Genomic DNA, 13316 nt, shown 5'->3' on the forward strand with positions numbered 1-13316 from the left:
CGGGGCGAGCCGTGGCCGGGGTCTATTCCTTGACGCCGCCCGCGACGGTGCCGCCCACGAAGTAGCGCTGGAAGCCGTAGAACAGGGCCACGATCGGCAGCGCGCCCAGCGTCGCGGCGGCGGCGAACACGCCCCACTTGCTGGAGAACTGGCCGCTGGTAAAGCTCAGCAGCATCACGCCCACGGTCCACTTGTTCACGCCGGTCAGCAGCACGTTCGCCAGGATGAACTCGGCGTAGGTGCCGATGAACTGGTTCAGGAAGATAAAGGCCAGCATCCCGCCCGAGAGCGGCAGCACCACCCGCAAGAAGGTCTGCCAGCGGGTCGCGCCGTCCACCATCGCCGCTTCCTCCAGCGACTCGGGCAAAGACTCGACGTAGCCCTTGAAAATCCAGGTGTTGAAGGCGATGGCGCCGCCGCTGTACGCCAGGATCAGGCCCGTGAAGGTGTTGTTCAGGCCCAGCAGCACCATCAGCGTGAACACGGCGACCAGTGCCAGAAACACCGGAAACATCTGGATGAAGATGAAGAACAGCAGGGTCTGGAAGCGGCCCGGAAAGCGCAGGCGCGCCATCGCGTACCCGGCGGTCGTGGACAGCAGAATCGCCAGGAGGCCCGTCAGGCCCGACACCAGCAGCGTGTTGCGGACCGACAGCACGAACTTGCTCTCGTTGCTCTGGCCGGTGAACTGCGCGGGTGTCACGAACACGACCAGCACGACCAGGGCGGCGGCCAGCAGCCGCAGCGCCCAGGTGCGGGCACGCTCCAGCCCCGCGGCCTCGCGGCGTGCGCGGGCGGCCAGCGTCAGCAGCAGCAGCGCCGTCAGGGCCGCCCCCGCCACTCCGGCCAGCACGATCTGCCATGCCGGAATCACCACACCCTCGAACAGCTTGGCGAAGTTTTCCAGGCTCAGCACCTGGAGGTTGGGCAGCAGGCCCGAGCGGTACAGGATGTTCGGGCTGTCGAAGTCGGGAAACTGAAAAAGGCTGTTGCGGGGATCGAAGGCGGCGATCAGCACGTAGACCAGCGGGTACACGGCGACCAGCACGACCAGGATCAGAAAGAGGTGCGTGAGCTGATCGCCCAGCACGGCGAGGTAACTGATCCGGCGTCCGGTGCGCCGCTGGCCCCACCGCTGCCCGATCAGGCTGGTCAGGGCCAGCACGCCGCTCGCGGCCAGCAGCCCCAGCAAAAACCTCTTCCAGCCGCCCTCGATAAAGTAGATGGTGAAGCTCTTGGGGCGGCCCGCCATGTTCTTCGCCAGGAAAAAGCCCAGCGTGACCAGGCCGAGGAGCAGGGCGGCCAGCACCAGCCAGGGCAGTGCGCGGCGCAGTGGGCCGGGTTCGCGGTGGACATAGCCGCCGGGGGGCAGCTCGGGGGTGGGGCGCGGCACGCTGGTCATTTGCGGGCCTCCTCGAACACGCCCGCCGCCCGGAAGTTGACCAGACTGATGGCGAGGGTCAGGAAGAAGATGATCAGCGCGATGGCGCTCGCCAGGGCGTAGTTTTGTCCGCCCGCCGACCCGAAGGCGTTGTTGTACCCCCACGAGAGCAGGATGTCGGTCGCGCCCGCCGTGCTGTCGTGGCCCTCGACCGGGGGACCCCCCGAACCGCCGGGGCTGCTGGCGGTCAGCAGATAGATCACGGTGAAGTTGTTGAAGTTGAAGGCGAAGCCCGAGAGCAGGATGGGCGTGAAGGCCGTCCGCAGCAGCGGGAGCGTGATGTGCTGGATCTGCTGCCAGCGCCCCGCGCCGTCGATGCTGGCGGCCTCGTACAGGTCGTCGTTGATGGTGGACAGGGCACTGATGGTGGCGGTCATCATGTACGGAAAGCCCAGCCACAGGTTCACCAGCAGCACGCTGATCTTGGCCCAGAGGGGATCACCCAGCCAGGGCACCGCCGCGAACCCCAGCAGGCCCAGCGTCTTGTTCACGATGCCGAACTGCTGGTTGAGCAGCGCCGCCCACATCTGCACGCTGATGACGGCGGGAATCGCCCAGGGCAAAAAGAGCAGCGTGCGGTAGATGTTGCGGCCCTTCAGCCGCCTGTTGTACAGCAAAATACCCAGGATCAGGCCCGCCACCGCATTGAGAATGACGGTGCTGAAGGCAAAGATCACCGTCCAGGCGAAGACCGGCCACAGCGCGCGGCTGGCCTTCGCGAAAATCTCGCGGAAGTTCGCCAGCCCCACGAAGTCGTAGCGGTTCAGGCGCGTGACGCTCGCCACCTCCAGGGTGGCCGCAACGGGCGCGGCGAGCGTGACCACGCGGCCCTGCGCGCTGGCGATCCGGGCGCGGACGGGCGTGGCGGCGTCCTGATCGAACAGCACCAGTGTCTCGCCCGCGCAGGTGGCCGACTTGCACTTCAGATAGCTTTGCAGGCTGTCCGTACCCTCGGGCAGCTCGGCCAGCGTCACCTGGCGGCGATCCGGACTCAGGGCCGCGTCGGTGCGCACGGCGGAATCGGGGTTGCCGCTGTTCTGCCCGCTGTAGTTGGTGAAGGCGTAATTCACCGTCAGCACGATGGGCAGCACCGTGAAGGCCGCCAGAAAGACCAGTGCCGGAAACAGGTAGAACCAGCTGATGATCCAGGGAAAGAGCCGGGCCGTGAGCGGCATCGCCAGCAGCAGCGCGCCCAGCGTGTACAGCAGAATCAGGTAAGGCGGGGCCTTGGGAAACATGCTGGCGGTCAGGCCGGACAGCAGCCAGCCGATCAGGGCCGCGCCGCCCAGCAGCACCAGCAGGATGCCGACGGCGAGCAGAACGCCGCGCGCCCCTTCCGGGGGGACGGTCCGGCGCGTGGACTTGGCAGACAGGGTGGCGGTCATGGGATGGGGGGCCTCCAGAGGGCAGCAGGGGGAAAACGGGCGACACGCCCGAGCGGCGGCTTTCCGCTGCTCGGGCGTGTCGTTCCGGCAGAACTCCGGCCAGTGTGGGTCAGACCGTGTGGCTCAGGATGTGCGGCCCACGCCGGGAAGCACATCCTCACGCCTCACTTGATCTTGCTGTTGATTTCCGCGACGGCCTTGTCGAGGATCTGGCTGTAGTTCTGCCCCGGCTTCTGCACGCTCTGGGTGATGGCGGCGGTCCAGGGACCCCACACGGCGCTCATCTCGGGCACGTTGGGCATCGGCGTGCCCATGCTGATGGTCTTGCCGAAGCCCGCGACCACCGGGTCACTCTTGAGGCGCGTGCGGGCGCTCAGGCTGACGGGAATGCGCCCCCCGGCCTTGTTGAAGCTGACCTGGGCGTCGCCGCTCACCAGCTGCTTCGCGAACTGCGCGGCGGCGGCCTTCTGCTTGCTGTAGGCGCTGAGCATCACGCCCTGCACGCCCACGAAGGGACTCCACTTGCCGCTCGCGCCGGGAGGGGTGGGGAAGGGCATGATGCCGTAGCTGATCCCCGCCTTCTTGATGTCCCCGATGTCCCAGGGACCGGTCAGGAACATGGCGAGGCGGCCATCCACGAAAGCGCTCTTGGCCGCGTCGGTGCCCACGCCCTCGGGAACCAGGTTGTACTTGTAGCGCAGGTCGTTGAGGAAGGCCGAGGCCTTGTCCGCCCCCGCGTTCGCCAGACCCACGTCCTTGACGTTGAGGGTGCCGCCGTTGTTCTTGAAGACGTAGCCGCCGTACGCGCTGATGACGCCGTAGTTGCGGTACGCCTCGGTCAGGTCTTCGAGATAACCGAACTTGCCGCCCCCAGTGTTGGCCTGCGCCACTTTCAGGAACTCGGCCCAGGTGGTCGGGGCGTTCGGCACCAGCTTCTTGTTGTACACGACGGCCACGGACTCCGCGAACATGGGCAGGCCGAACAGCTTGCCCTTGTAGGTCATCGCGCTGACGGCCGTCTTGTCGAGGTCGCTGCGGCTGGTCACGTACTTGTCCATCGGCTCGATCACGCCGGCCGCGGCAAACTGCCCGATGCGGTCGTGGGGCTGCGTGACCAGCAGGTCCGGCCCCTGGCCCTTGGGTGCGCTCTGGATGAACTTGTCGGGAATCTGCTCGAAGGGCACGCTCACGAGCTGCACCTTGTTGCCGGTCTTCTTCTCGAAGGCGCTGGCCTGATCCTTGAGCCACGTCAGCTCGCCGGTCCCGAAGTGCGTCCAGACGGTGATGGTCGCGGCGCTGGCATTGCCCAGCAGCGCGAGGGACAGGACAGTGAGGGTTCTCTTCATGCGGACTCCTTGTCGGGCGGTCGGTGAACCGCTTCCAGTGAGGTGTGATGCGTCTGCGGCCCGGGAATGGGCCTGAAGGTCCGGGCCTGGAGGGCGGAGACGAGGGCTGACGCTTGCGGAACACCGGCAGTTTACCCCATTCTCGGTGGCTCACAGAAAAGTATAGATGAGGTGTCCTTTCCCTGACAATCCCCTGACGCACCGGCTTTTCCGCGTCCCAGAGGGCAAAAGATACTCCCCCAGCGCGGACGGACCTTGCGACGGGTTCTCTTGCCCCGAACGCCTTACCGTTCGGTCAGGAGAGTGCTAAACTGGGGGCATGATCGCCGCTCCACCTCCCGCTCCCCCGCCCCCACGCGGAAGTGCCAAAATCATTCTGTTCCTGACCATCTTTATCGCCATGCTGGGCCTGTCGGTGCTGTTTCCGATTATCGCGCCGCTGGGCCGTCAACTCGGCCTGACCGAGACCCAGATCGGCTGGTTTTCCACCGCCTACAGCCTGATGCAGTTCGTGTTCGCCCCCATCTGGGGCAGCCGCAGCGAACGCGTGGGCCGCAAGCCGGTCTTGCTGCTCGGGCTGGTCGGCTTCTCGCTCAGCTTCGGGCTGTTCGGGCTGCTGGCCTCGCTGGGCGCGCAGGGCGTCCTGACCGGCACGGTGCTGTTCGTGCTGCTGGTCGCCTCGCGGCTGCTGGGCGGGATGCTGTCCAGCGCCACCCTGCCCACCGCCCAGGCGATGATGGCCGACCTCACCAGTGCGAAGGACCGCGCCGCCGCGATGGGCCTGATCGGCGCGGCCTTCGGCCTGGGCGTGGTGTTCGGCCCGGCCCTGGGCGGCCTGCTCTCGGGCTTCGGGCTGACCGTGCCGATCTTCTTCAGCGCCGGGCTGGGCCTGCTGACGGCGCTGGGGGCCTTCCTCCTGCTGCCCGAGACACGCCGTGCGGACGCTCCGGCCTCGGGCAGCGGGGACCGCCGCGCTCTGCTGCGGCACCCCGGCATCCTGCTGTTCCTGGCCGTCAGCGCGCTGTACACCCTCGCCAGCGTGAGCATGGAACAGACCATCGCTTTTTACGTGCAAGACACCCTGCATCTGAATGCGGGGGCCACCGCCCGGACCGTCGGCGGAATGCTCGCCATCTTCGGCTTCCTGGCCGCCGCCGTGCAGGGCGGCGCGATCCGGCCCCTCAGCAAGAAGTACGCCCCGGGGCCGCTGATCGCCGCCGGACTGCTGGTCATGGGTGCGGGCATGTTCCTGATTCCGCTCACCTCCGCCTACTGGACGATCACCGCCGCGCTCGCCCTGGTCGGGATCGGCAGCGCCCTGCTCGGCCCCAGCCTCAGCACCGCGCTGTCTCTCAGCGTGGGGGGCAATCAGCAGGGAGCGATAGCCGGCCTGAACAGCAGCGCCCTGGCGCTGGGCCGCATGACGGGTCCCCTGCTCGGCACCGGCCTGTATCAGAGTGCCGGGCACGGTGCCCCCTACCTGCTCAGCGGCGGCATCCTGGCCGCGCTGCTCCTCTGGACGCTGCTGGCCCGGCCCCAGGTGCGGCCGGTGGACGGGGCGAAGGTGTGAGCGATGGGCGATGAGTGATGGGGAGGGGCTTCAGCATCGGCTGGGGCCTCTGCTTTTTTTGAGGGGTATGGGAGCGCTCTCCTTCCGCTGTGTTGGTAGGGCACGCTGGCGCTTGCCACCCCTCCCGACTTCCTCCGCAAGTGGGGAGGAGAAAGAGAAACGTGCGCCCTCAGGCGTCCGTGTGTTGGGTCGCCTTGGCCCCAAGCCGGAAGCTGACGCCTTCGGCCTCACCGCTCTATCCTGCCCCCCATGACTGCTCCGCGCCCCACCTTCAACCCGGCCCGCGCACTGGCCGTGCGTGTGCTGACGCGCGTGCTGGCGGGCGAGACGTTCGCCGCCCCGGCCCTGGACGCGGCTCTCGCGGACGCCCGCCTGCCTGCCCGCGACTCGGGGCTGGCGACCCATCTGGTGTACGGGACCCTCCGCTACGCGCCCAGGCTGGAGGCGGCCCTCGCGCCGCTGCTGCGGGACGAGACACACCCCAAAACGCGGGCGCTGCTGCTGGCCGGAACCTTCGAGAAGCTCGAGCTGGGCACGCCCCCGCACGCGGTGGTCAGCGAGTATGTGAACCTGGCGCGGCTGGCGCGGCTGGCCCCGCCCGGCCTGGTCAATGCCGTGTTGCGCCGCGTGGAGCAGCCCGCCGAGACCGACGAAACCCGTTACGCCCTGCCCGACTGGCTGATTGAAACTTTCCGCACCGCCTACGGGGAGCGGGCCGACGCGGTGCTGGCCGATCAGCTGCGGCCCCAGCCCCTCTGGCTGAGCCTGTCCGAGGCGGGGGCCAGGAGCCTGGAGGCCGAGGGCAGCGCGGTGGAACCCGGCCCGAACGACGTGGACCGGGTGACGCTGGCCCGCCCCCTGCGCGAGAGCGCCGCCTACCGTCAGGGGCAGGCCCAGCCCATCAATCCGGCCAGCCTGGGGGTCGTGGACGCCCTGGGGGACGTGGAGAATCGGCGCGTGCTGGACCTCGCTGGGGGCGCGGGCATCAAGGCCGCCATGCTCGCCGCGCGGGGGGCGCAGGTGACCAGCGTGGACGTGGCCGCCCGCAAGCACGCCGCCGCCCGCGCCAACCTGAAGCGCCTGGGCCTGCACGCCGACTTCCTGACGCATGACCTCACCCTGCCGCTGGACGTGCCGCCCGCGCCCCTGGTGCTGCTGGACGCGCCCTGCACCGGCACCGGCACCCTGCGCGCCCACCCGGAAATCAAGCTGCGCCTCACGCCCGCAGGGGTGGGGGAGATGGCCGCCTTGCAGGCCCGGATGCTGCCGAATGCCGCCGCGCTGGTGGACCCCGGCGGCCTGCTGGTCTACAGCGTGTGCAGCGTGACCCCGCAGGAAGGCGAGGCGGTCGTGCGGGCGTTCCTGGCCGCGCACCCCGAGTTCACCCCCGAACCGCTCCCCGACCTGGGCCTGCCCAACCGGCCTGCCGGACCAGGGGTGCTGACGGTGCCGGAAGACGGCCTGGACGGCTTTTTTATCGCCCGGCTGAGAAGGACGGGGCAGGCAGGGGGATGACGCCCACCCCTCGGCCGGAGAGGGGTACTGGGCGGGACTCGGCCCGGACAGGGCTGGGAACGCTCAGGCAGCAGCAGGCCGGGCGCAGCAGGAGAGCGCCCGGCCTGCTGCTCTTGAAGGCTCTTACAGACCCAGCGCCGCGTCCAGCGCCACTTCGATCATGCCGTTGAACGTGGTCTGCCGCTCCTCGGCGGTGGTTTCCTCGTGGGTGACGAGGTGGTCGCTGACAGTCAGGATGGTCAGCGCCTTCACGCCGTACTTGGCGGCCAGGGTGTACAGGCCCGCCGCTTCCATTTCGGCGGCCAGCACGCCGTACTGCGCCCAGAGTTTGTACTGGTCGAAGTCGTCGTGGTAGAAGGTGTCGCTCGACATGATGTTGCCGACGTGGGTGGCGAAGCCGCGTTCCTGGGCGATCTGGTAGGCGCGCAGCAGCAGGCCGAAGTCGGCAATCGGCGCAAAGTTCTTGGGGCCGAAACGGATGTTGTTGATGTTGCTGTCGGTGCAGGCCGCCTGCGCCAGCACCAGGTCGCGCACATGCACGTCCGCCTGGTAGCTGCCGCAGGTGCCGACGCGGATCAGGGTCCGGCAGCCGTAGTCCTGAATCAGCTCGTTCACGTAGATCATCGAGCTGGCAATGCCCATGCCGGTGCCCTGCACGCTGACGCGCTGGCCCTTGTAGGTGCCCGTGAAGCCCAGCATGCCGCGCACGGAATTGTGCTGCACCGGGTTCTCGAAGAACGTTTCGGCAATGTGCTGCGCGCGGAGGGGATCGCCGGGCAGCAGGACGGTTTCGGCAATCTGGCCGGGCTGGGCATTCAGGTGGATACTCATACGGAACAGGCTAGCAGCCTTCAGGCGCTGACCCACCCGGCGGCGGCCCACGCCGCGTGCGGCATTCCCGAAGCGAGGATGCCCCGCCGCACCTCCTCCACGTCGTAGGGCACGGCGCGGAAAGTCGGCTGCCAGTCCTCCTGTGTCCGGTCCAGCAGCAGGTATTCGGCGCGGGCAGGGTTCACGTACTTGCCGCCCCGCCGCTCGAAGGGAAGGCCGACACTGCCGGGGTTCAGGAGCCTCCAGCCGTCCAGTGTGCGGAGCAGGGGTTTGTGGGTGTGGCCGCCGACCCAGACGGTCTGCCGTTCCGGCGAAGCCCGCAACGCCTCCAGCCGCGTGTCCGGAGTCTGCGCCGTCAGTTCCTCGTTGTCGCGCTCCGGGCTGCCGTGAAAGCACAGCAGGTCAGGGAGTCCGGCGGTCGGCCGGTAGCCGCGCAGCACGTCCCTGTCGGCGTCAGTCAGTTGGGTGTGGCTCCAGTTCCCGATTTCCCAGAGTTCCCGCTCGTCGGGGAAGCCGCGCGGCGTGAAGGGGCGGGCAGGTTCTAGCATCTCCCGGTCCGCATTCCCGCACACGGCGGGGCAGCCGAGCGCCGCCACTTCCGCCACGCATTCGCGCGGCCAGGCCCCATCCATCGCCACGTCGCCGAGGCAGACGAACGCTTCGGCCCCTTGCGCCCGCATGTCCGCGAGGGCGGCCCGGAGGGCGGGGAGGTTGCCATGAATGTCTCCGAAAACGGCGAGGCGCATGGGGGCAGGGTACCCGCTACACGCTCACCAGCCCGAGCTGAATCCCCCGCGTCACCGCCGCCGCGCGGCTCTGCACACCCAGCTTGGAGTAGACCGCCTGCACGTGAAACTTGACGGTGCTTTCGCTGACGCCCAGTTCGCGGGCGGCCCGCTTGTTGCTGAGGCCCTCGGCCAGCCGGGCCAGCACGTCCCGCTCACGTGGTGTGAGGGTCACGTCTCCGGCCAGGGACACGCCCTCCTCGTCATCTTCCTCTGCGCTCGGGGTCGGGGGCAGCAGCAGTGCGGGCGGCAGCACCGCGAGGCCCGCCGCTGCGCCCAGCACTCCGGCCAGCAGTTCGGCGGGGGTCGCGTCGGAGGGCAGGGCCGCCCAGCCCCCCGGCACGACTTCCGGCAGTATCCCCGCCCAGGCGACCGACCCGACCGCCACCACCGCGCCCGCCTCCGCGAGTTCGGCGCTGCGCCCGAGCCAGGCGTCGTCCACCACCAGCACGGCCCCGCCCTCCTCCACCACGCTCACCCCCACGCTCGCCAGCAGTGCCCGGACGCCCGCCCCGACCAGCGGCGAATGCAGGGCCAGTTGCACGGTCGGGAGCGTGGCAGCGGGCACCATGGCCGATGGTACCGGGGAGGCGGGGTCCATGCGCTTCAGCGTTCTCCCACCGTCACGGTCAGGTCGGTTTCCTGGCCGCCGCGCAGCACGCGCAGGCTGAGCGGCTCCCCGGCCCGCTCCCGCACGCGCTCCAGCAGTTCGCGCGGGTCGCGCAGGGCCTCGCCGTCCAGGGCCAGCACCACGTCCCCGACCAGCAGCCCGGCCTGGGCGGCGGGGCTGCCGTCCTCGACCTGCACCACCGTCAGGCCGACCTGACCGCCCCGGCCACGCGGTCCCCAGGGTCCGCCCCGGCCCCCGCGTCCCCACGGCCCCCGCTGGTCCGGTCCCCAGCCCTGCGGCCCCCGCCTGTCCGGCCCCCGACTGTCCGAACCGTGGCGGTGCGGGCCGCCCCTCCCGCGCCGGGCTTCCCACGCCTCTTCGCCCTGCTCCGTCTGGGTGGGGTCCGGGAAGTGGACGGGCTGCGTCGCCAGCCCCAGGAAGCCGCGCGGCATCCGGCCACTCTCGGCCAGCGCCCCGGCAGTCCGCAGGGCGCGGGCGACCGGCACAGCCAGCAGGTGGCCCCGCTGCACACCCGCGTTCAGCACACCGACCAGCCCGCCGCGCGCGTCCACCAGTGCGCCGCCCGACACGCCCCGGAACGGCGCGGCCCCGGCGTGCAGCCAGCCGCGCAGCGGGCCGCGTTCGGGCGCACTTTCCCGCTCCATCAGGCCCAGGCTCACCTGAAGGCCGTGCGGCGGGCGGCCCACCGCGAGCAGCAGTTCGCCCAGGCGCGCGCCCGCGCTGGGCGCAAAGGGCGTCACGTTCAGCCCCTCCACCCGCACCAGGGCCAGGTCTGTCACCGGGTCGCGGCCCAGGACGGTTCCGGGCAGTTCCCGCCCGTCTGCCGTCCACACGCTCACCTCGTCGCCGTGCAGGACGTGCGCGACCGTCAGCACCTGACCGTCCGCAATCACCGTGCCGCTCACCGGCCCGCCGCCCACCACTGTCACCACACTGTTTCCCGCCGATTGCGCGGCGTCCGCGATGCCTGCCGAAATGTCACTGAAGTTCGTCATGCCCCCATGCTGAGGCGCACGGCCGGAAAACACGCCGGGCAAATGGCCGGGCACGCGGCCTGTCCGAATGGAGGGGGACACTCAATCAGGCCGGGTCAGTGCATACCACACCGTGCCCACCCGCTCCCCCCGGTACTGGTCCGGCCCGCCCTCCCCGACCTCCCGGAAGCCCAGCCGCCGCATCAGCGCGTGCGAGCGCCGGTTGGGGGCATGAACCTCGGCGGTGACGGTTTCCAGACCGAGCGTGCTGAAAGCGTGCGTCAGCAGCAGCCGTCCCGCTGCCGCGCCCACGCCCCGGCCCCACAGCGCCCGCTCCCCCACGGCGATGCCGAATTCGCCGGAGGTCCGCGAGAGGTTCGCCAGGTCCACGTAGCCGACCAGCCGCCCCTCCAGTTCCACACCCAGCCGCAGGAAGTCCGGCCCCGCCCCCGCGATGATCCGCGCCCAGTGTTCCCGGACCTTGCGGGGCGCGAGGCCGACCGTCCAGCCTGTCGCCAGACAGAACTCGGGGTCGGCGGCCCAGCGCACGGCGGCTTCCTCGTCGCCGGGGCGCAGGGGGCGAAGCTTTATTTCGGCCATAACTCGCCCAGAATCTCCGCCGCCGTGCCTTCCCGTCCCCGGTGCACGCCCTCACCCGCCCAGAGGCTCAGGAATTCGGCCCGGCCCGCTGGCGTGGCTGCGGCACGCAGGGGACGGGTCAGGGCATTCTGGAGGGGATAGGGGAGAGGGTGCCTCACCTCCGCCGTCACCCGGTTGGTGAGGCCGCGTGCGGGGCGTCCGGAAAAGGCCCGTGTCAGCGTGGTCTGGCTGGGCTGTGCTGCCGCGAGCGCGGCCCGGTACGGCGCGGAGGTGCCCGCCTCGGTCGCCCGCAGAAAGGCCGTGCCGCACTGGGCGAGGCTGGCTCCCGCAGCCAGCGCCGCCCGCACGTCCGCCGCGTCCATCAGGCCGCCCGCCGCGATGACGGGGAGGCCCACCGTCTCCACCACCGCCCGCGTCAGCGCCAGCGTGTCCGCCCGTTCGTCGTGTGCCCAGCCGCCCCGGTGTCCGCCCGCCGCGCCGCCCTGCGCCACCACCGCGTCCACGCCGTCTGCTGCCAGGGCGCGGGCTTCCTCCACCCCGGTCGCCGTGCCGATGACCAGCGTTCCCGCCGCTTGTAGCGCCGCCACCTCTGGCCGCCCCAGCCGCCCGAACGCGAAGGAGAAGACGGCGGGCTGCCCCACTGACAACACAGCCAGGGCTGCCGTGAATTGCGCGCCGAAATCCTCCCGCACGCGCTCCAGCAAGGCGGGTGGGGGCAGCTCCAGTTCCGCGTGCAGCGGCGCGAGGTCGGCCACCGCTGCCGCGACCTCCGCCGCCGTCACGCCGGGCAGCGGTGCGGGCACGAACAGGTTCAGCGCGAAGGGCCGCGCTGTGAGCGCCCGCACCGCCGCCCCCGCTTCCCGAAGCTGCGCCGGGGACAGGTAAGCCGCGCCCAGGCTCCCCAGCCCACCCGCCCGCGACACCGCCGCCACCAGTTCCGGCGTGGTCGGGCCACCCGCCATCGGGGCCTGGACGACGGGCACGCGCAGGCCGAGGCGCTGCATCAGGGGATTCATGGGGACAGCATAGGGAAGCATTCAGCGAAAGAAGCTGACGGCGCCCCGCCCACGCCCTCCACGCCCTACCCTGACCCCATGTACTCCTCCTTCCCCCGCGCCTGGACCGCCTACCAAAGCGCGGCGTATGCGGCGGGGCCACCTCCCCGGCGGCAGTTCCTCCCGCGCGAGTTTGTGGAGCGGCTGCTGGCCGGGGCGGAAGCGCGCCTGCCCCTGCTGGACGCCCCGCGTCTGGACTGGGCGCACGCCGAGCGGGTGCATGACCCGGCCTACCTCGCCCGCTGGCGGCGCGGTGAGGTGACGCGCGCGGAGGAACGCGCCCTGGGCTTTCCCTGGAACGAGGCGGTCGTGGAACGCGGCCTGCTCTCCAGCGGCGCGACTCTGGCCGCCACGCGGGACGCCCTCGCCCACGGCCTCGGCCTGAATCTCGGCGGCGGCACCCACCACGCCTACCGGGACCGCGCCGAGGGCTTCTCCTTCCTGAACGACGTGGTGATTTCCGCGCGCTGGCTGCTGGACCACGGCCACGCCCGGCGCATCCTGATTCTCGACCTGGACGTGCATCAGGGCAACGGCACGGCGGCGCTGCTGGCGGATGAACCCCAGGCCCTGACCATCAGCGTCCACGGCGCGAACAATTACCCCTTCCAGAAGGAACAGAGCGGATTGGATGTGGCCCTGCCCGACGGCACGGCGGATGAGGCGTATCTCGCTGCGCTGGATGAGGTGGTTGCCCCCGCCGTCCACGCCTTCCGCCCGGATTTCGCCTTCTATCTGGCGGGGGCGGACGTGCTGGAAGGCGACCAACTGGGCCGCCTCGCCCTGACGCCCGCCGGGGTGCGCGAGCGGGATGGCCGGGTCTTCGGCTGGGCCGCACGAGCCGGCACGCCGCTGGTGACGGTGATGGCCGGGGGCTACAACCGCGACCCGCAGACGCTGATTCAGACGCGGCTGGGCACGCTCGACGCCGCGCTGGCCGTGTTTGCATGAGGCCCCGGCCTGCCCGTCGCTGCGGTATCATAGGGGGATGACGTGCCTCCTCTCGCCCCCGTAAAACCATGACGGTTGAAGCGTGAGATTCAACCCGAGTGGAAACGAGAAGCAACAATCACGGACGGCTGGAGATGGATGAACATCCAGCGCTTTCCTGAATGTTCAGGAATTCGGAAGCCGTCCGTGGGCGCGAGTCGCAGGTGCCGCGTGTTTCCCTTTCTTTCCCCCT

Annotated in this window: 12 protein-coding genes; 3 read left to right on the forward strand and 9 right to left on the reverse strand. The window is 70.1% G+C overall.

The annotated features are described in order from the left end of the window. Positions 1 to 22: 22 nt before the first annotated feature. From DEIPH_RS12545 to DEIPH_RS12555, 3 genes are all read right to left on the reverse strand, one after another. Complete coding sequence (locus DEIPH_RS12545) at positions 23 to 1402, reverse strand: sugar ABC transporter permease (protein ID WP_034358603.1); 1380 nt, start codon at positions 1400 to 1402, stop codon at positions 23 to 25. After that, positions 1399 to 2826 carry an ABC transporter permease subunit gene (locus DEIPH_RS12550; protein ID WP_034358605.1) on the reverse strand — a complete coding sequence of 476 codons (1428 nt, stop codon included), beginning with the start codon at positions 2824 to 2826 and terminating at the stop codon, positions 1399 to 1401. The genes DEIPH_RS12545 and DEIPH_RS12550 overlap by 4 nt, the downstream gene beginning before the upstream one ends. Positions 2827 to 2990: 164 nt before the next feature. Beyond that, positions 2991 to 4172, reverse strand: a complete 1182-nt coding sequence (locus DEIPH_RS12555) for a sugar ABC transporter substrate-binding protein (protein ID WP_034358607.1) — start codon at positions 4170 to 4172, stop codon at positions 2991 to 2993. A gap of 319 nt (positions 4173 to 4491) precedes the next feature. Between DEIPH_RS12555 and DEIPH_RS12560 the strand changes: the two genes are divergently transcribed. Beyond that, positions 4492 to 5742 (forward strand): MFS transporter, encoded by a 1251-nt coding sequence (locus tag DEIPH_RS12560; RefSeq protein WP_051517356.1) that lies wholly within the window; start codon positions 4492 to 4494, stop codon positions 5740 to 5742. Between the two features lie 249 nt (positions 5743 to 5991). Next, the gene (locus DEIPH_RS12565) at positions 5992 to 7257 is read left to right on the forward strand and encodes an RsmB/NOP family class I SAM-dependent RNA methyltransferase (protein ID WP_034358609.1); all 1266 of its coding nucleotides are present in this window, start codon (positions 5992 to 5994) and stop codon (positions 7255 to 7257) included. Positions 7258 to 7380: 123 nt separating this feature from the next. Here the strand turns inward: DEIPH_RS12565 and deoD are convergent, their stop codons facing one another. The 6 genes from deoD to DEIPH_RS12595 all read right to left on the reverse strand — a co-directional run bounded on the left by deoD (position 7381) and on the right by DEIPH_RS12595 (position 12094). After that, positions 7381 to 8088, reverse strand: a complete 708-nt coding sequence (gene deoD / locus DEIPH_RS12570; RefSeq protein WP_034358638.1) for a purine-nucleoside phosphorylase — start codon at positions 8086 to 8088, stop codon at positions 7381 to 7383. 20 nt (positions 8089 to 8108) lie between these two features. Next, positions 8109 to 8834, reverse strand: a complete 726-nt coding sequence (locus DEIPH_RS12575; RefSeq protein WP_034358612.1) for a metallophosphoesterase family protein — start codon at positions 8832 to 8834, stop codon at positions 8109 to 8111. Positions 8835 to 8850: 16 nt separating this feature from the next. Further along, positions 8851 to 9444: a helix-turn-helix transcriptional regulator gene (locus DEIPH_RS12580; RefSeq protein WP_034358614.1), complete on the reverse strand. Its 594-nt coding sequence runs from the start codon at positions 9442 to 9444 to the stop codon at positions 8851 to 8853. A gap of 35 nt (positions 9445 to 9479) precedes the next feature. Next, positions 9480 to 10499, reverse strand: coding sequence for a S1C family serine protease (locus DEIPH_RS12585; protein WP_051517357.1), 1020 nt, complete (start codon positions 10497 to 10499; stop codon positions 9480 to 9482). Between the two features lie 81 nt (positions 10500 to 10580). Beyond that, entirely contained in the window at positions 10581 to 11078 is a 498-nt protein-coding gene (locus tag DEIPH_RS12590) for a GNAT family N-acetyltransferase (RefSeq protein ID WP_034358615.1), read from the reverse strand. Continuing rightward, complete coding sequence (locus tag DEIPH_RS12595) at positions 11066 to 12094, reverse strand: NAD(P)H-dependent flavin oxidoreductase (RefSeq protein WP_034358617.1); 1029 nt, start codon at positions 12092 to 12094, stop codon at positions 11066 to 11068. Before DEIPH_RS12595 ends, DEIPH_RS12590 begins: the two co-directional genes overlap by 13 nt. A 78-nt stretch (positions 12095 to 12172) precedes the next feature. On the opposite strand from DEIPH_RS12595, the gene DEIPH_RS12600 reads away from it, so the two are divergent. Then, on the forward strand, positions 12173 to 13084 hold the full coding sequence (locus DEIPH_RS12600) for a histone deacetylase family protein (RefSeq protein WP_034358619.1): 912 nt from the start codon (positions 12173 to 12175) through the stop codon (positions 13082 to 13084). Positions 13085 to 13316: the final 232 nt, after the last annotated feature.

This window comes from Deinococcus phoenicis (assembly GCF_000599865.1).
GTDB classification, from domain to species: Bacteria; Deinococcota; Deinococci; order Deinococcales; family Deinococcaceae; genus Deinococcus; species Deinococcus phoenicis.

Bases quoted from the DNA above. Each gene is read 5' to 3' on its own strand.
- deoD (WP_034358638.1), bottom strand. From the start codon at position 8,088: ATGAGTATCCACCTGAATGCCCAGCCCGGCCAGATTGCCGAAACCGTC.
- DEIPH_RS12585 (WP_051517357.1), bottom strand. From the start codon at position 10,499: ATGACGAACTTCAGTGACATTTCGGCAGGCATCGCGGACGCCGCGCAA.
- DEIPH_RS12575 (WP_034358612.1), bottom strand. From the start codon at position 8,834: ATGCGCCTCGCCGTTTTCGGAGACATTCATGGCAACCTCCCCGCCCTC.
- DEIPH_RS12565 (WP_034358609.1), top strand. From the start codon at position 5,992: ATGACTGCTCCGCGCCCCACCTTCAACCCGGCCCGCGCACTGGCCGTG.
- DEIPH_RS12545 (WP_034358603.1), bottom strand. From the start codon at position 1,402: ATGACCAGCGTGCCGCGCCCCACCCCCGAGCTGCCCCCCGGCGGCTAT.
- DEIPH_RS12580 (WP_034358614.1), bottom strand. From the start codon at position 9,444: ATGGTGCCCGCTGCCACGCTCCCGACCGTGCAACTGGCCCTGCATTCG.
- DEIPH_RS12590 (WP_034358615.1), bottom strand. From the start codon at position 11,078: ATGGCCGAAATAAAGCTTCGCCCCCTGCGCCCCGGCGACGAGGAAGCC.
- DEIPH_RS12560 (WP_051517356.1), top strand. From the start codon at position 4,492: ATGATCGCCGCTCCACCTCCCGCTCCCCCGCCCCCACGCGGAAGTGCC.
- DEIPH_RS12595 (WP_034358617.1), bottom strand. From the start codon at position 12,094: ATGAATCCCCTGATGCAGCGCCTCGGCCTGCGCGTGCCCGTCGTCCAG.
- DEIPH_RS12555 (WP_034358607.1), bottom strand. From the start codon at position 4,172: ATGAAGAGAACCCTCACTGTCCTGTCCCTCGCGCTGCTGGGCAATGCC.
- DEIPH_RS12600 (WP_034358619.1), top strand. From the start codon at position 12,173: ATGTACTCCTCCTTCCCCCGCGCCTGGACCGCCTACCAAAGCGCGGCG.
- DEIPH_RS12550 (WP_034358605.1), bottom strand. From the start codon at position 2,826: ATGACCGCCACCCTGTCTGCCAAGTCCACGCGCCGGACCGTCCCCCCG.